The following is a 16,093-nucleotide window of genomic DNA, read 5'->3' on the forward strand; positions in this document are numbered from 1 at the left end:
GGTGATTAAGTGTCCCTCACGCAGGTGTGTGATCGCGAAAGGGGCTGGTGGTCGTGCCAGAGCTGAGGCCTTGGCGGGCCGCGAGACCGCGGGTGGAGCGGATCGCGAACGCCGTACGACCGCGTCTGGAGCGGGCCGGGGCGGCCGCGAGGCCGCGGGTCGCGCGGTTGACACGGGCCCTGGCCCTGCACCTGCCGCGGCCACGGGCCGTGCAGACCTGGCAGTACACCGCGGGCGCCGCCACCGCCGGCCTGGTGCTGGCCGCCGGCGTGGTGACCGCGGCCGGCCCCTGGGACGCCAACGGTCAGCGTACGGCCGAGCGGGACCGGGCCGCCGCCCTGGAGCGGACAGGTGGCGCAGATCACGGCCGGTCGGATACGACGGCGGGGCTGCCCCGGCCCGCGCCCAGCGCCGAACCCGTCCTGGTGGGCCTGGACGGCACGACGAGCGCCGTCGACACCAAGAAGGCCGCACCGGATGGAAAGGCGCTCTCCGACGTCCTGAAGCCCCTCCTGGGCGCCTCCGCGCTGGGCGGCACCCACGCGGCCGCCGTCGTCGACGTGGCCAGCGGCAAGCGCCTGTACGGCACCGACGCCGGCAAGGCCCTCACCCCCGCCTCCACCACCAAGATCGCCACCGCCGTCGCAGCCCTGTCCGCCCTGGGTCCCGACCACCGCTTCACCACCCGCGCCGCCCTCGAACCCGACACCGGCGAACTCGTCCTGGTCGGCGGCGGCGACCCCACCCTCACCGCCCGCGGGAAGGCCGCGGGAGGCTGGGCCGACCTGCGCGAGCTGGCGGTGAACACCGCCGAGGCGCTCCACAAGCGCGGCATCCGCAAGGTCACGCTCTCCTACGACACGACCCTGTACTCCGGCCCCGCCCTGCACCCCATCGGCGTCAACGACAACCTCGCGCCGGTCAGCGCCCTGATCGCCGACGAAGGCCGCACCGACGGTTCCAGCAGCGGCCCGGCGCCCCGCGTGAGCGATCCGGCGAAGGACGCGGCGGGCAAGTTCGCGGGCTTCCTGAAGGACGCCGGCATCACCACCACGTCCCCCGGCCCCTCCAAGGCCAGCACGCGCGCGCAGACCCTCGCCACGGTCTCCTCGCCCCCGCTGTCCGACGTGGTCGAGCGCATGCTGACCAACAGCGACAACGACATCGCCGAGGCCCTGGCCCGCCAGACCGCCCTCACAAGCGGCGAACCCGGCAGCTTCGACGGCGGCGCCAAGGCGATCTCCGCCCGGCTGACCAAGCTCGGCCTGCCGATGTCCGGCGCCTCCTTCCACGACGGCAGCGGACTCGACCGCGACGACCGGCTCACCGCCGACCTCCTCACCGCCCTCCTGGTCACGGCCGGCGACCCCGGCCGCCCCGGCCTGCGCCCCGTCCTCACCGGCCTGCCCGTGGCCGGCTTCACCGGCACCCTGGCCGACCGCTACACCGACAGCGCGGCAGGCGTCGTACGCGCCAAGACCGGCACCCTGACCGGCGTGAACACCCTCGCCGGCACGGTCGTCGACGCCGACGGCCGCCTGCTGGCCTTCGCCTTCATGGCCTCCGGCACGACGGACCCCGTGGAGGCCGAATCGGCCCTGGACAAAACGGCCACGGCGCTGGCGGCCTGCGGTTGCCGGTGACTCCTGCCGACTGCCGTGGGCCCGGCCGCGCCGCCGTACCCACACCCGGCCGGCCGCACCGTCGTACGCGCCGACACCATCGGGTGCCCGCTCAACGCCCCGGCCCCCGCCAGCCCGTCACGGCCTGCCCCAAGCGGGAGCGGTCCCGTACGGTTGACGGCATGACTGGCTTCGGTGGCACAGCATCTCCCGGGATGGTCGACTGGAACCTCGCGGTGGCGACCGCGACACGGCTCGTACGACCGGGCCCCGACGTCAGCCGCGACGAGGCCCGCGCCGTCGTCGCGGAGCTGCGCCGGCACGCCAAAGCCTCGGAGGAACACGTCCGGGGCTTCACTCGTATGGGCCTCGACGAGGTCCACGACACCCCCGTCCTGGTGGTCGACCGCCCCGGATGGGTCCGCGCCAACGTCGCCGGTTTCCGCGAGATCCTCAGGCCGCTGCTGGAAAAGATGCAGGAACGGCGCGCCGGCAGCCCCGGCAGCGCGGTCCTCGGCACCGTCGGCGGCAAGGTCACCGGCGTGGAACTGGGCATGCTGCTGTCGTTCCTGTCCTCGCGCGTCCTAGGCCAGTACGAGACCTTCGCCCCCGCCACCCGCGACCTCCCGGCCGGCGAGAACGGCGGCGGCCGGCTCCTCCTCGTCGCGCCGAACATCGTCCACGTCGAGCGCGAACTCGACGTCCAGCCGCATGACTTCCGCCTGTGGGTGTGCCTGCACGAGGAGACGCACCGCACCCAGTTCACGGCCGTGCCCTGGCTGCGCGACCATCTGGAGGGCGAAATCCAGTCGTTCTTGGCGGAGACCGACGTCGACCCGATGACCTTCCTGGAGCGCATCAGGGAAGCCGCCCAGTCTCTCGCCGGAGGCCGCCCCGAGGGCGAGGAGGAGGACGGCGGCCGCTCCTTCGTGGAGCTGGTGCAGACCCCCGCCCAGCGCGAGATCCTCGCCCGCCTCACCGCCGTGATGTCCCTGCTGGAGGGCCACGCCGACTACGTCATGGACGGTGTCGGCCCCAGCGTCGTACCGACCGTGGCGGAGATCCGCGAGAAGTTCCAGCAGCGCCGCGCCAAGGGTGCCTCCCGCCTCGACCTCGCCCTGCGCAAGCTGCTCGGTCTGGATGCCAAACTGAGGCAGTACCGGGACGGCGAACGGTTCGTCCGGGCCGTCGTCGAGCAGGTCGGCATCGACGGCTTCAACCGCGTGTGGACCTCGCCCAACACCCTGCCCACCAAGGCGGAGATCGCCAAACCGGCGGACTGGGTCGCGCGGGTGCACCGCAAGGCCGAGTCGTGAACGGCATGGACACGTCGTGAACAGAATCCGGCCGACGGCAGGCGAACGCCCCTCCAATCACCCGTCCGAGGGACCGTGGGGCATGCGTAGGCGTGCAATGCTCGGGGAACCGCCCGCTTCTGTCACCATCTACACACTCTGAGTGACCGACTCGGGCTCACCCCCGAAAACTTCATGAAGGGAACCGGACATGGGTCCCCATCCTGCGGTCGCGGCGATACGCCTGGCGGTCCGCCGCGTCCTCCACGACATCCTCAACGACCACCACACCTCCGGCGGCCCGGGCCGGCAGCCCTACGGCGAGCTCGGCCGGCAGCCCTACGGCGAGCTCGGCCGGCAGACCTCCGGCGAGCCCGGCCGGCAGGCCGTCGCCACGCACCCGGACCGGACAGCCGAGCGGCTCCCCTCCCCGCTCGTGCTCGTCGCGTGCTCCGGCGGCGCCGACTCCATGGCCCTCGCCTCCGCCCTCGCCTTCGAAGCGCCCAAGCTCGGCATCCGCGCCGGGGGCGTCACCGTCGACCACGGCCTCCAGCCCGGCTCCGGCCTCCGCGCCGACGAGGTCGTCCTGCGCCTGCGCGAACTGGGCCTCGACCCGGTCGAGTCCGTCGTCGTGACCGTGGGCCGCGACGGCGGACCCGAAGCCGCCGCCCGCGACGCCCGCTACGCCGCCCTCGACGCCGTCGCCGAACGCCACGGCGCCACCGCCGTCCTGCTCGGCCACACCCGCGACGACCAGGCCGAAACCGTCCTGCTCGGCCTCGCCCGCGGCTCCGGCATCCGCTCCCTGTCCGGCATGGCCGCGGTCTCGGGGGCCGGCGGCCGTTACCGGCGCCCCTTCCTGGAGCTCGACCGGCAGACCGCCCGCAAGGCCTGCATGGTCCAGTCCCTCCCCGTCTGGGACGATCCTCACAACGCCGACCCCTCCTACACCCGCTCCCGGCTGCGGCACGAAGGCCTGCCCGCCCTGGAGAAGGCCCTCGGCAAAGGCGTCGTGGAGGCGCTCGCCCGCACCGCCCAGCTCTCCCGCGACGACGCCGACGCCCTCGACGCCTGGGCCAGCCGCGCCGAGGCCTCCGTACGCGACGCCGCAGGCCTGCTGGAGTGCGCCAAGCTCTACGCCCTCCCGCCCGCCGTACGCCGCCGCATCCTGCGCCGCGCCGCCATCGAGGCCGGTGCCCCGGCCGGTTCACTGTTCGCCCGCCACATCGAGGAAGTCGACCGGCTGATCACCGGCTGGCGCGGTCAGGGAGCCATCAATCTCCCGGGCAAAGTCGTCGCCCAGCGGCAGGGTGGCAGACTGGTGATTCGGCAAGGCTGAATCCAGGCCCCGCGGAGCGACCCTCCGGCGGCCGGTCCGGGCAGCCGGTGGCCGTGACCTACGGCCGTAAGTGCGGGACGACCGAAAGTGATGCGGGTGGACGCGAAAGACATGGGTGCCGACCTCCAGCAGGTGCTCATCACCAAGGAAGAGATCGACGCGAAGCTGGCCGAGCTGGCCGCGAAGATCGACGCGGAGTACGCGGGCAAGGACCTGCTGATCGTCGGCGTCCTCAAGGGCGCGGTGATGGTCATGGCCGACCTCGCCCGGGCGCTGTCCACCCCCGTCACCATGGACTGGATGGCCGTGTCCTCCTACGGCGCGGGCACCCAGTCCTCCGGTGTCGTGCGGATCCTCAAGGACCTCGACACCGACATCAAGGGCAAGCACGTCCTGATCGTCGAGGACATCATCGACTCCGGCCTGACCCTGTCCTGGCTGATCAACAACCTCGGCTCCCGCGAGCCCGCCTCGCTGAAGGTGTGCACGCTGCTGCGCAAGCCGGACGCCGCCAAGGTCGCCATCGACGTCGAGTGGGTCGGCTTCGACATCCCGAACGAGTTCGTCGTCGGGTACGGCCTCGACTACGCCGAGAAGTACCGGAACCTGCCGTTCGTCGGTACGCTCGCGCCTCACGTCTACGGCGGCTGAGCCGCACCGCGTGGTGTGAGCCACTCGGCTCAAGCCTTGTAGGACGATCGGGAACCCCGGCGGGTTCCGGGCCGTTGAAGCGTGCAGAGACGGGCTCCCCGGCGGTCCGAAGCGAACTTCGTGCGGCTTCGGGCCACCGCGCTGGGGTACCGTCAGAAGAACTGTCTTATCAAACTCACTATGGCAGGAGGGACGGGGCGGCACCGCTCCGTATGGATGGACGTGAAGCGATACTTCCGTGGGCCGGTCATGTGGATCGTGCTGGCCGTCCTTGCCGTGGTCGTGTTGATGCAGGTCGTCGGCTCGTCCGGCGGCTACAAGACGGTGGACACCGGCCAGGTCGTCGCGGCGATCAATGACAACAGGGTCCAGTCGGCCAAGCTCACCACCGGCGACGAGCAGACCATCAAGGTCACCCTCAAGGACGGCCAGAAGGTCGACGGCAGCTCGAAGATCCAGGCGAGCTACATCGGCGACCAGCAGGGCACCCAGCTCGCCACCAACCTTCAGACCAAGTACGAGAGCAAGCAGATCCCGGACGGCTACACGGTCTCGCCGTCCAAGCAGAACCCGTTCGTCGGCGTCCTGCTCTCCCTGCTGCCCTTCGTGCTGATCGTGGTCGTCTTCCTGTTCCTGATGAACCAGATGCAGGGCGGCGGCTCCCGGGTGATGAACTTCGGCAAGTCCAAGGCCAAGCTCATCACCAAGGACACCCCGAAGACGACCTTCTCCGATGTCGCCGGCTGCGACGAGGCCGTCGAGGAGCTCCACGAGATCAAGGAGTTCCTGCAGGAGCCGGCCAAGTTCCAGGCCGTCGGCGCCAAGATCCCCAAGGGCGTGCTGCTCTACGGCCGCCCCGGTACCGGTAAGACGCTGCTCGCGCGCGCCGTGGCCGGCGAGGCCGGGGTGCCGTTCTACTCGATCTCCGGTTCCGACTTCGTCGAGATGTTCGTCGGTGTCGGTGCCTCCCGAGTGCGTGACCTGTTCGAGCAGGCCAAGGCGAACGCCCCGGCGATCGTCTTCGTCGACGAGATCGACGCGGTCGGCCGCCATCGCGGCGCCGGCCTCGGCGGTGGTCACGACGAGCGCGAGCAGACCCTGAACCAGCTGCTCGTCGAGATGGACGGCTTCGACGTCAAGGGCGGCGTGATCCTCATCGCCGCCACGAACCGCCCGGACATCCTCGACCCGGCACTGCTCCGCCCCGGCCGCTTCGACCGCCAGATCGCGGTCGACCCGCCGGACCTGCAGGGCCGCCTGGAGATCCTCAAGGTCCACCAGAAGGGCAAGCCGGTCGCGCCCGACGTCGACCTGGCCGCCGTCGCCCGCCGCACCCCCGGCATGACCGGCGCCGACCTCGCGAACGTGCTGAACGAGGCCGCGCTGCTCACCGCCCGAGGCGACCAGAAGCTGATCGACAACCGGGCGCTGGACGAGGCGATCGACCGCGTGGTCGCGGGCCCGCAGAAGCGGACCCGGATCATGTCGGACAAGGAGAAGAAGATCACCGCGTACCACGAGGGCGGTCACGCCCTGGTCGCGGCGGCCTCGCCGAACTCCGACCCGGTCCACAAGATCACGATCCTGTCCCGCGGCCGTGCCCTCGGTTACACGATGGTCCTGCCCGACGAGGACAAGTACTCGACCACGCGCAACGAGATGCTCGACCAGCTGGCCTACATGCTGGGCGGCCGCGCCGCCGAGGAACTGGTCTTCCACGACCCGACCACCGGCGCCGCCAACGACATCGAGAAGGCCACCAACCTGGCCCGCGCGATGGTCACCCAGTACGGCATGACCGAGCGGCTCGGCGCCATCAAGTTCGGCGGCGACAACAGCGAGCCCTTCCTCGGACGTGAGATGGCTCACCAGCGCGACTACTCGGAAGAGGTCGCCGCGCTGGTCGACGAAGAGGTCAAGAAGCTCATCGAGACCGCGCACAACGAGGCCTGGGAGATCCTGGTCGAGAACCGTGACGTGCTCGACCAGCTCGTCCTTCACCTGCTGGAGAAGGAGACCCTGGGCAAGGAGGAGATCGCCGAGATCTTCGCCCCGATCGTCAAGCGCCCCCCGCGGCCCGCCTGGACCGGCTCCTCCCGTCGCACCCCGTCCACCCGTCCGCCGGTGCTCTCCCCGAAGGAGCTGGCACTGACGAACGGCGCCAACGGCGCGACGGCCGCGATCAGCACGGTCAAGTCCACCGCCGCGGAGTCGGCCCCGGTGACGGACCAGACGCCGGAGGACCGCCCGGAGAGCTGACCGCGTTTCGGCCAACCGGCCTGGAATGAACGCCGCGTCCACCAGGTTTTAGCCTGGGGGCGCGGCGTTCGTATGTCCGCAGTCAGACGCGTGGCCGCCGCCGCGCGGAAGAGGTACAGGAACGAGGAAGCACATGACCGACCCGGTGACGCTGGACGGCGAGGGCCGCATCGGTGACTTCGACGAGAAGCGCGCCGAGAATGCCGTACGGGAACTGCTGATCGCGGTCGGCGAGGACCCGGACCGGGAGGGTCTGAGGGAGACACCGGCGCGGGTGGCGCGGGCCTACAAGGAGATCTTCGCCGGCCTGTGGCAGCGGCCCGAGGACGTGCTCACCACGACGTTCGACCTGGGGCACGACGAGATGGTGCTCGTGAAGGACATCGAGGTGTACAGCACGTGTGAGCATCATCTGGTCCCGTTCCGGGGGCTCGCCCACGTCGGCTACATCCCGTCCGTCACCGGAAAGATCACCGGCCTGTCCAAGCTGGCCCGCCTGGTCGACGTCTACGCCCGTCGGCCGCAGGTGCAGGAACGACTCACCACGCAGATCGCGGACTCCCTGATGGAGATCCTGGAGCCGCGGGGCGTCATCGTGGTCGTCGAGTGCGAGCACATGTGCATGTCCATGCGCGGCATCCGCAAGCCGGGCGCGAAGACCATAACGTCCGCCGTGCGCGGTCAGCTGCGGGATGCGGCGACGCGGAACGAGGCCATGAGCCTGATCATGGCGCGCTGAACCGGTGCCTGGGGAAACCGGCGGTCACGCCGCCGGTTCCGCTCCCGGGGGGTTCTGGTCGTCGTCCTCCGGCAGCCTGCACACCCGCTCCAGGAACAGGGCCGCCGCTATGACACCGATGCCGGCCACCACCGAGAAGCCGGCGTAGAACGCCTGGTCCCGGCGGGCGGGGATGTCGAGGAGTTCCAGCAGGAAGACACCCGTGCCGCCGTACATGCCGGCGACGAGGGCGGCGACCAGGGCGCTGGCCTGGCCGAAGACGACCGCGCGGGCGGCCATCAGGGGGTCGACGCCCTTGGCACCGGGGCGGCGCTCGCGCTGGGCCTTGAGACGGGCGCGCAGCGAGAGCGCCGTCGACAGCAGCACCACCGCGATCAGGGCGAGCACGATGGGGGCGGCCAGGGGGACGCTGGGGAGGGTCCCGGTCGAGTTCCAGAGGCGGGCGCCCGCCCAGGACAGGATGCCGGCCACGACGAACACGCCCGCCAGCACCCTGATGCGCAGCTCTCTCACGGTGTCCCTTCAGCTCCCCCGGACCGGTCCGGACTGCGGTCGTCTCGACCTTGTCGTTTGAGTCGTCTTGACCTTAACGACTATTCGGGCAGTCGGAGTTCCAGGTCCTCGCGGGGTTCGACGCCCGCACGGGTGACGGCCGACAGCAGTTCGGCCACCGGACCGCGGCCGGGCAGCTGAGCCTGCGGGTCCACGTCGTGCCAGGGCGCGAGCACGAAGGCGCGCTCGTGGGCGCGCGGGTGGGGCAGGGTGAGCTGCGGGTCGTCGGAGGTGACGTCCGCGTAGGCGACGATGTCGACGTCCAGGGTGCGCGGGCCCCAGTGCTCGTCGCGGACGCGTTTGTACGCCTCCTCGATGGCGTGGGCCCGCTCCAGGAGGGAGGCCGGGGGCAGGGTGGTCTTGAGGACCACGACCGCGTTGAAGTACGACGGCTGGCTGCCCGGCTCCACGCCCCAGGGCTCGGTCTCGTACACCGGGGAGACGGCCTTCACGCGGACACCCGGGGTGTCCTCGAGCGCGTCGACGGCGCCCTGGAGGGTCTCCAGGCGGTTGCCGAGGTTGGCGCCGATGGAGATGACGGCCCACTTCGGGTTCTGCAGGGTCGTGTCGGCGGCGTCGACCTTCTCGACGACCGAGGCGGGCACCGGCTGGACGGTCGGGTCGCTGTGACCCTGGAGGAAAGGTCGGGTCATACTCGGCTCCGGGTGATGGTGACGGTCACGTCGTCGAAGGGGACGGTGATCGGTGCGTCCGGCTTGTGAACACAGACCTCCACCTCCTTGACCCCTTCGTGCTTCAGACAGGTCTGCGCGATCCGCTCGGCGAGGGTCTCGATGAGGTCCACCGGCTCACCCTCGACCACGGCCACGACCTCCTCGGCCACGATGCCGTAGTGCACGGTCTTCGCCAGGTCGTCGTCGGCCGCCGCCGGCCGGGTGTCCAGCCCCAGGACGAGGTCGACGATGAAGGTCTGGCCCTCCTCGCGCTCCCGGGGGAACACACCGTGGTGCCCGCGGGCCCTGAGGCCGCGCAGCGCGACACGATCCACGCGAATCACTCCTGCAATCGTCGGGAAGGACCGGTACGTACCACGTGCGGGCGGCACACCGGCCTCAGACGAATCTACCTGCGGGCACTGACAAAGCCGGGCCGCGGGGCGCGGGCCCGGCCGGGACCACGAGGGTTCATCTCGCGTTTCCCCAGGGAAACCCGGCCGTGTCATGGGCTGGAAGCGGCTTCTACCCCGGGGTAGGTGATTCCAACCACTTCTTGGTCCCTCTTGCTCTGCTTCCTGTGGACCGTCTACCCGCTCAGGCGAGGGGGCCCTCGTCCGGTTCGACCTCGTCGACGCCGGGATCCTCGTCGTCGGCGCTCTCCGCCAGGACGGGGGAGGCGTGGTGCGACCACAGCTTCCAGCCGGCGGGTGTGCGCCGGAACACATTCGTGGCGACGACGAGCTGGCCGACGAGCGGTCCCAGTTCCGCGCCGTCCTCGGGGGCGGGGCCGCCGCTGAGAATGTTCTCGGTGCAGGTGACGAGCGCGGTGTCGCCGGTGACGGAGACGTGCACGTCGGTGAGGAAGAACTGGATGTAGTCGGTGTTCGCCATGATCAGGGCGTACGACCTGAGGACCTCGCCGCGGCCGGTGAGCACCGGCCAGCCGGGATGCACGCAGGAGATCACCCCGGTGTCCGCCGGGTCGTGGTACTCCTCGTCCACGCCCAGGTCGGCGGGGGTGAGCCAGAGGGAGGACAGCTCATCGAAGTCACCGCGTTCCATTGCCTCGTAAAAGGCGGTGTTGGCGGCCTCCACCTGCTCGACATCGGTATGAGGGGCGCTCACCGGGCTCCTTCCGCCCCTTGCTCACCACTGACACCAGGCGCGCGCCCACTTCCGCACGCCCCGGGCTCGTGCTCGGCGCTCGGCGTGTTGCCCGCTTCACGCGCCCCGCGCTCACTTGTCGACTCCGGCGCCGAGCCTGCCTTACGCGCCCCCTCCACGGCGCGCGCGACCCGTACCGCGTCCGCGGTGGCGCGTACCTCGTGCACGCGCACGGCCCACGCGCCGTAGTGCGCCGCGAGCGCGGAGACGGCGGCCGTGGCGGCGTCGCGCTCCCGGGCCGGCGGGGGAGCCCCTTCCGGCCCGGCCAGGACACGGCCGAGGAACCGCTTGCGGGAGGCGGCCACGAGCAGGGGGTGGCCGAGGGCGCGCAGACGGTCGAGGCCGGCGAGGAGGCTGAGGTCGTGCTCGGCCTCCTTGGAGAAGCCGAGGCCGGGGTCGACGACGATGCGGTCATGGGCGATGCCGCCGGCCAGAACGGCCTCCACGCGCGCGTGCAGTTCCTCCACGACTTCGGTGACGACGTCGTCGTAGGCACCCTTGACGTTGCCGCCCTGCAGGAAGCCGCGCCAGTGCATGACGACGAACGGGGCGCCCGCGGCGGCGACCACCGGGATCATCGCGGGGTCGGCGAGGCCGCCGCTGACGTCGTTGACGAGGGCGGCCCCGGCCGCGAGGGACTGTTCGGCGACGGAGGCGCGCATGGTGTCGACGGAGACGACGACGCCTTCGGAGGCGAGGCCCCGGACGACCGGGATGACGCGCCTGAGTTCCTCGGCCTCGTCCACCCGGGTGGCGCCGGGGCGGGTGGACTCGCCGCCCACGTCCACCAGGTCCGCACCCTCGGCGACGAGGTCGAGGCCGTGCTTGACGGCGGCGGTCGTGTCGAACCAGCGGCCGCCGTCGGAGAAGGAATCGGGGGTCACGTTGACGACACCCATGACCGCGCACCGGTCCCATACCGGAAGGCCGGCCACCCGGCCGCGCCCGCTGAGGTTCTTCATACGTTCAGCGTAGGCCCAGGACGTCGCCCGGAACGCGCGGCGGCCCGGGCGGAAGCCCCTGCTGGAGGGGGTGGGGCGCCCGCCCGGGCCCGTTCCGGCCGTACCGCTCGGTCCTGCTGCCCTGAGCGCCCGCCCGGACGCTCAGGCCGCGCGGGCGCTCAGGCCGCGCGCACGTCCCGTTCCGCCACGGTGTGCGCGCAGGGGCGCTCGGCGGCCGCCTTGCGCCGGCGCAGGAAGCGCGGGATCGGCAGGGCGAACTCGACGAAGCCCTCCGCCTGCATGGCGGCGAAGCCGATGCGGGGCAGGTCGGCGTTGTTCCGGTAGACCACGAAGCGGGGTTCCCAGCGCGGCTGGAACTTGGCGTTGAACTTGTACAGCGACTCGATCTGGAACCAGCGCGAGAGGAACACCAGCAGCCCGCGCCAGGCGCGCAGGACCGGACCCGCGCCGATCTTCTCGCCGCGCGCGAGGGCGGAGCGGAACATCGCGAAGTTCAGCGAGACCCGGGTGATGCCGAACTTCGGCGCGGCCTGGAGGGCGGCGACGATCAGCAGCTCGTTCATGCCGGGATCCGCGCTGCGGTCGCGGCGCATCAGGTCCAGCGAGACGCCGTCCTTGCCCCAGGGCACGAAGTGCAGGACCGCTTTCAGGTCGCCGTACTCGCCGGGCTCGTCGTCCTGCTTGTGGGCGGTGGCGATCAGGCAGTCGCCGTCGGCGGGGTCGCCGATCCGGCCGAGCGCCATGGAGAAGCCGCGTTCGGTGTCGGTGCCGCGCCAGTCCTCCGCCGCCCGGCGGATCCGCTCCAGTTCGGCGACGCCGAGGTCACGGATACGCCGTACCCGGGTTTCGTAGCCGGCTCGCTCGATGCGCTTGACCATTTGCCGTACGTTGCGCATCGCGCGTCCGGCGAGCGAGAAATCCGCGACGTCCACCACCGCCTCGTCGCCCAGTTCCAGGGCGTCCAGGCCGGTCTCACGGGTCCACACCTCGCCGCCCGTCTCCGAGCAGCCCATGACGGCGGGCGTCCAGGAGTGCGCCTTGGCCTCGTCCATGAAGCGCTCGATGGCACCCGGCCAGGCCTCGACGTCGCCGATGGGGTCGCCGCTGGCGAGCATCACACCGGAGACGACGCGGTAGGTGACCGCGGCCTTGCCGCTGGGGGAGAAGACGACGGCCTTGTCGCGGCGCAGCGCGAAGTGGCCGAGCGAGTCACGCCGGCCGTGCTTCTCCAGCAGGGCCCGCAGGCGGGACTCGTCCTCCTCGGTGAGGCGGGCGGCCGGGTGCTCGGGGCGGAAGGCCAGGTAGATGGTGGTGACGGCGGTGATCCAGCCGAGGGCGCCGAGGGAGAAGGCGACGGTCCAGGACGTGTTGCCCTGGTAGTCGACCGGGCCCTCGAAGCCGAACAGGCCGTAGACGACGTGGGTCAGCCGGTCGGCCAGGCTCGGGTCGCCGATCGTCCGGTGCGGGTGAACGCTTACGATGATGAGTCCGAGGGCGAGGGAACTGGCGCTCATGAGGACGAAGTTCGCGAGCGCCCGCCACCTGCTGCGCGGATCGGGCAGCGCCGCGAACTCGTCCCGGTGGATCAGCAGCGGCACGAGCAGTGCCACGGCGATGAGCACGCCGACGAACGAGTGCCGGTACGCGAACTGCGCCGCCGCGCCCGCCGGCAGCAGTGCGACCGCGGCCCGCCAGGCCCGGCGCTTGCACCGTTTGAGCCCGTGAGCGAGCAGGAGCAACAGCACGCCGGCGCTCACCGAGAGCGCGGCCGCGAAGGGGCCGAACGAGCCCGGCAGCACCTCGGCGATGGCGTGCATACGGCTGTGACGGAAGCGCGGGAACACACCCGCGGCAATGTCCAGAACGCCCACGAGGGCGGCCGCCCTGCCGACGAGGACGGGGACGGCCTCGGGGCGCGGGCCGCGCAGTATGCGCCGCGCCCGGCTGGATCGGCTCGGAACCCCGTCCGACATTTCCCCATCTATCCTGACAGACATCGCATCCCGTAGTTCTGCGAGAGACCTTGGACCCGGGCCCGATCGGGCATCCGGCGACATTGCGCCCTCTAGGACGGTGTCTGGGGGAGGGAGGTTCACTCCCCACCGGAAAGTCGGGTCAAAGGCCAAGGAAAGCCCCGGGCAAGTCCTCGCAACGAAGCGTGGGCTGACATCGGGCAGAAAGCGCAGGCAGGTAACAGCCCATGGGTCTCACGAGCAACAAAGTGCTGGTGCTGGCGATCGTCCTCTCCGTCATGCTGTTCGTCGGCACGGTGTGGCTGTGGCCGCGGCTGGCCCGGCGGAGCTGGCGGGCCGTCAGCGGGCGGGTCGGTCTGCTGCTCAGCACGCAGCTGGCGCTCGTCGCCTCGATGGGCCTCGCCGCCAACCAGGCCTTCGGCTTCTACGCCAGCTGGGCCGACCTGTTCGGCCAGGAGACAGACCAGGGCGTCGTCGTCGACCACATAGCGGGCGGCAGCACCGGCCCGATCCAGGTGGTCTCCACGTCCCGGGTCATCGGAGCGGGCAGCGGGCTGCCGCAGGTGGCGGGGCAGGTTCAGAAGGTGGATATCCTCGGACGTACGACCCATATCGCGGCACCTGCGTTCGTGTACCTGCCCCCGGAGTACTTCCAGCCGCAGAACCGTGCGCGCAAGTTCCCGGTGTCCGTCGTCCTCACGGGTTACCCCGGTACGGCCCAGGCGCTGGTGGACAAACTGCACTATCCGAGCACGGCGCAGCAGCTGGCCAAGGCGGGGAAGATGCAGCCGATGATTCTGGTGATGCTGCGGCCGGCCGTGGCGCCGCCGCGGGACACGGAATGCGTGGACGTTCCCGGCGGCCCGCAGACCGAGACGTTCTTCGCCAAGGATCTGCGGGACTCGGTGATGGCCCACTACCGGGTGGACAAGACGCCCGCCAGCTGGGGCATCGTCGGCGACTCGACCGGCGGCTACTGCGCGCTGAAGATCGCCATGCACTACCCGAAGGCGTACGCGGCCGCTGCCGGTCTGTCGCCGTACTACAGGGCGCCGATCGACCCCACCACCGGTGACCTCTTCCACGGCAACAAGAACCTGCGCAATCGCGCCGATCTTTTCTGGGTGCTCAAGCACCTGCCCGCGCCCGAGACCTCGCTGCTCGTCACCTCGAGCAAGGTCGGTGAGCACAACTACAAGGACACGCTCAAGTTCATCAAGAGCGTGCAGGACACCAACGTGACCAGGGTTTCGTCGATCATCCTTCCGAGCGGCGGACACAACTTCAACACCTGGAAGCGGGAGATCCCGGGGATGCTGCAGTGGATCAGCACGCGGCTGGTCGCGCACTGATCCCTGATCCTGACTTCTCGTGAAGCCGGTGTTGTGGCCGTGTTTTTACGGGGCGGGGGCCCACGATTCGCCTACGCGCGGTAAGTTTCTGGCCATGCCACGTGGACGCCACCGCCATTCACCGCCTTTGCACCGGCTGTTGCCTCCGTCGGCGATCGCCGCCGTCTCCGTCGTCTGCGCGCTGGGTCCCTGGGTGTTCTCCGAGGCCATGATTCTGCGCGCCCTGGCAGCGGCCGCCGCGGCGACGGCGGTCGTCGGAGCGGTCGTGATGCGCCGCTGGGACACACAGGCGGGCAAGCGGGTCGCCGAGCTCACACGCGCGCGTGCCGGCGACGAGTGGCGGTACGAGGAGCGGGTCGCCGAACTGGAGACCGACCTGGAGGAGTCGCGCGAGCTGCGCACGAAGCTGGAGCAGCGGCTGCGCGCCAAGCGCGCGGAGCTGGCCGGCCTGCGCAACGAGCACGCGGCCCTGCTGCGCCGGTACGCCACGGCGGAGACCGAGCGCGCGAGCGCCCTGGAGGGGCGCCGGCTGCTGGAGATCGAGGCGGCCGTGCCCTCGCCGGCGCTGCCGCCCGCGCGCCGCGCCGAGCTGGAGCCGCAGCCGACCGAAGCGAAGGCGGCCGAGGAACCCGCCGCCGACGCCGCTGAGGCCGGGGCGGACTCCGAGGACGAGCCGAAGGCGCACGCGGTGTTCTCGTCCGAGGGCGCACGGCTGTACCAGCGGGCCCTGACGGCCCTGGCCCGGTTCGACGGCGAGGCAACGAGCGACTCCGCGACGGACACCGCGGCGTCCGGCGACGGCGACACGGCCGTGCCCGCGGCTTCCGAGGCGGCGGCTTCCGTGGATACGGCTCCGAAGGCGCCGGCCTCCGAGGCGGGTGAGTCCGCCGCGGGCGAGTCCGAGGCGGGCGCTGTTCCGACGGGCAGGGCCGATGTCCGCAAGGCCGACGCGGGCGAGGCCGACTCCGCCGCGCAGGCCGATGACGCGGCGGAAGGCGTGACGAACGGCGCCGGCGCCTCCGCGGGCGAGGCCGGTGCGCCGGCCGGCCAGGAGGACGAGGCGGAGGGGCAGTCCCCGGCGGCCGGCGGGCACGCGCGCGCGGCCGCCGCCCCCATGGCACCGGCCGAGGCCGCCCAGCCCGTGGGCCGGCCGCCCGCCGGTCACTTCACGGTGCCGACCGCGGTGGCCGTCGTACCGGCCGCGCCCGCGCGGCGCCCGGTGGTCGAGGGCGGTTTCGACTTCTTCGGCACCCAGAAGGACGCGCCGAAGGCCGCGCTGGAGTCCGTGCAGAACGAGGATCTCGCCGACGTCGTCGGCCAGGAGGCCCTCGCCGTGCACAAGGCGGAGACCGAGGCCGAGTTCAAGGACGCCGACGCGCGGTCGGAGGGCGTCGGCCAGGTCATCGACCTGACCGCGCACGACGAGACCGAGCAGATCGACGTCCAGAGGCTGCGCAGCGCGGCTTCCTGAGACCGTACAGGTACCGGACACCAGGCCCGGCTCCCCC

14 protein-coding genes are annotated in these 16,093 nt (G+C 71.3%); 8 read left to right on the forward strand and 6 right to left on the reverse strand.

The window, feature by feature from the left end; all coding sequences use genetic code 11:
* The first annotated feature begins 47 nt into the window (after positions 1-47).
* The 6 genes from dacB to folE all read left to right on the forward strand — a co-directional run bounded on the left by dacB (position 48) and on the right by folE (position 7,905).
* A complete protein-coding gene (gene dacB, locus ACWDEN_RS34235; RefSeq protein WP_450861752.1) occupies positions 48-1,643 on the forward strand; it encodes a D-alanyl-D-alanine carboxypeptidase/D-alanyl-D-alanine endopeptidase in 1,596 nt (531 codons plus the stop codon).
* A gap of 161 nt (positions 1,644-1,804) precedes the next feature.
* A complete protein-coding gene (locus tag ACWDEN_RS34240) occupies positions 1,805-2,938 on the forward strand; it encodes a zinc-dependent metalloprotease (RefSeq protein WP_351611283.1) in 1,134 nt (377 codons plus the stop codon).
* A 190-nt stretch (positions 2,939-3,128) separates the two neighbouring features.
* Positions 3,129-4,256, forward strand: coding sequence for a tRNA lysidine(34) synthetase TilS (tilS, locus tag ACWDEN_RS34245; protein ID WP_450861754.1), 1,128 nt, complete (start codon positions 3,129-3,131; stop codon positions 4,254-4,256).
* A gap of 90 nt (positions 4,257-4,346) precedes the next feature.
* A complete protein-coding gene (gene hpt, locus ACWDEN_RS34250; protein ID WP_031165039.1) occupies positions 4,347-4,907 on the forward strand; it encodes a hypoxanthine phosphoribosyltransferase in 561 nt (186 codons plus the stop codon).
* A gap of 216 nt (positions 4,908-5,123) precedes the next feature.
* Positions 5,124-7,166 (forward strand): ATP-dependent zinc metalloprotease FtsH, encoded by a 2,043-nt coding sequence (gene ftsH / locus ACWDEN_RS34255; RefSeq protein WP_351611313.1) that lies wholly within the window; start codon positions 5,124-5,126, stop codon positions 7,164-7,166.
* Between the two features lie 133 nt (positions 7,167-7,299).
* The gene (gene folE, locus ACWDEN_RS34260) at positions 7,300-7,905 is read left to right on the forward strand and encodes a GTP cyclohydrolase I FolE (protein WP_351611288.1); all 606 of its coding nucleotides are present in this window, start codon (positions 7,300-7,302) and stop codon (positions 7,903-7,905) included.
* 24 nt (positions 7,906-7,929) lie between these two features.
* On the opposite strand, the gene ACWDEN_RS34265 is transcribed toward folE, so the two are convergent.
* From ACWDEN_RS34265 to ACWDEN_RS34290, 6 genes are all read right to left on the reverse strand, one after another.
* Positions 7,930-8,418 carry a DUF3180 domain-containing protein gene (locus ACWDEN_RS34265; RefSeq protein ID WP_351611290.1) on the reverse strand — a complete coding sequence of 163 codons (489 nt, stop codon included), beginning with the start codon at positions 8,416-8,418 and terminating at the stop codon, positions 7,930-7,932.
* Positions 8,419-8,498: 80 nt separating this feature from the next.
* Entirely contained in the window at positions 8,499-9,110 is a 612-nt protein-coding gene (gene folK, locus ACWDEN_RS34270) for a 2-amino-4-hydroxy-6-hydroxymethyldihydropteridine diphosphokinase (RefSeq protein WP_351611292.1), read from the reverse strand.
* The gene (folB, locus tag ACWDEN_RS34275; protein WP_450861757.1) at positions 9,107-9,466 is read right to left on the reverse strand and encodes a dihydroneopterin aldolase; all 360 of its coding nucleotides are present in this window, start codon (positions 9,464-9,466) and stop codon (positions 9,107-9,109) included. Before folB ends, folK begins: the two co-directional genes overlap by 4 nt.
* Positions 9,467-9,728: 262 nt before the next feature.
* Positions 9,729-10,259, reverse strand: a complete 531-nt coding sequence (locus ACWDEN_RS34280) for a nuclear transport factor 2 family protein (protein WP_351611298.1) — start codon at positions 10,257-10,259, stop codon at positions 9,729-9,731.
* Positions 10,256-11,260, reverse strand: a complete 1,005-nt coding sequence (folP, locus tag ACWDEN_RS34285) for a dihydropteroate synthase (RefSeq protein ID WP_351611300.1) — start codon at positions 11,258-11,260, stop codon at positions 10,256-10,258. Before folP ends, ACWDEN_RS34280 begins: the two co-directional genes overlap by 4 nt.
* A gap of 158 nt (positions 11,261-11,418) precedes the next feature.
* Entirely contained in the window at positions 11,419-13,233 is a 1,815-nt protein-coding gene (locus ACWDEN_RS34290) for a phosphatidylglycerol lysyltransferase domain-containing protein (protein ID WP_450861760.1), read from the reverse strand.
* Between the two features lie 227 nt (positions 13,234-13,460).
* On the opposite strand from ACWDEN_RS34290, the gene ACWDEN_RS34295 reads away from it, so the two are divergent.
* Both ACWDEN_RS34295 and ACWDEN_RS34300 read left to right on the forward strand, forming a co-directional pair.
* Entirely contained in the window at positions 13,461-14,585 is a 1,125-nt protein-coding gene (locus ACWDEN_RS34295; protein ID WP_351611305.1) for an alpha/beta hydrolase, read from the forward strand.
* Positions 14,586-14,679: 94 nt separating this feature from the next.
* Entirely contained in the window at positions 14,680-16,056 is a 1,377-nt protein-coding gene (locus tag ACWDEN_RS34300; protein ID WP_450861762.1) for a hypothetical protein, read from the forward strand.
* Positions 16,057-16,093: the final 37 nt, after the last annotated feature.

It is taken from the genome of Streptomyces sp. NPDC001153 (genome assembly GCF_053598315.1).

What these genes read in the sequence shown, in the direction of transcription:
- ACWDEN_RS34240 (WP_351611283.1), top strand. Translation starts at nt 1,805, where the DNA reads ATGACTGGCTTCGGTGGCACAGCATCTCCCGGGATGGTCGACTGGAAC.
- tilS (WP_450861754.1), top strand. Translation starts at nt 3,129, where the DNA reads ATGGGTCCCCATCCTGCGGTCGCGGCGATACGCCTGGCGGTCCGCCGC.
- hpt (WP_031165039.1), top strand. Translation starts at nt 4,347, where the DNA reads ATGCGGGTGGACGCGAAAGACATGGGTGCCGACCTCCAGCAGGTGCTC.
- ftsH (WP_351611313.1), top strand. Translation starts at nt 5,124, where the DNA reads ATGGACGTGAAGCGATACTTCCGTGGGCCGGTCATGTGGATCGTGCTG.
- folE (WP_351611288.1), top strand. Translation starts at nt 7,300, where the DNA reads ATGACCGACCCGGTGACGCTGGACGGCGAGGGCCGCATCGGTGACTTC.
- folK (WP_351611292.1), bottom strand. Translation starts at nt 9,110, where the DNA reads ATGACCCGACCTTTCCTCCAGGGTCACAGCGACCCGACCGTCCAGCCG.
- folP (WP_351611300.1), bottom strand. Translation starts at nt 11,260, where the DNA reads ATGAAGAACCTCAGCGGGCGCGGCCGGGTGGCCGGCCTTCCGGTATGG.
- ACWDEN_RS34290 (WP_450861760.1), bottom strand. Translation starts at nt 13,233, where the DNA reads ATGTCGGACGGGGTTCCGAGCCGATCCAGCCGGGCGCGGCGCATACTG.
- ACWDEN_RS34295 (WP_351611305.1), top strand. Translation starts at nt 13,461, where the DNA reads ATGGGTCTCACGAGCAACAAAGTGCTGGTGCTGGCGATCGTCCTCTCC.
- ACWDEN_RS34300 (WP_450861762.1), top strand. Translation starts at nt 14,680, where the DNA reads ATGCCACGTGGACGCCACCGCCATTCACCGCCTTTGCACCGGCTGTTG.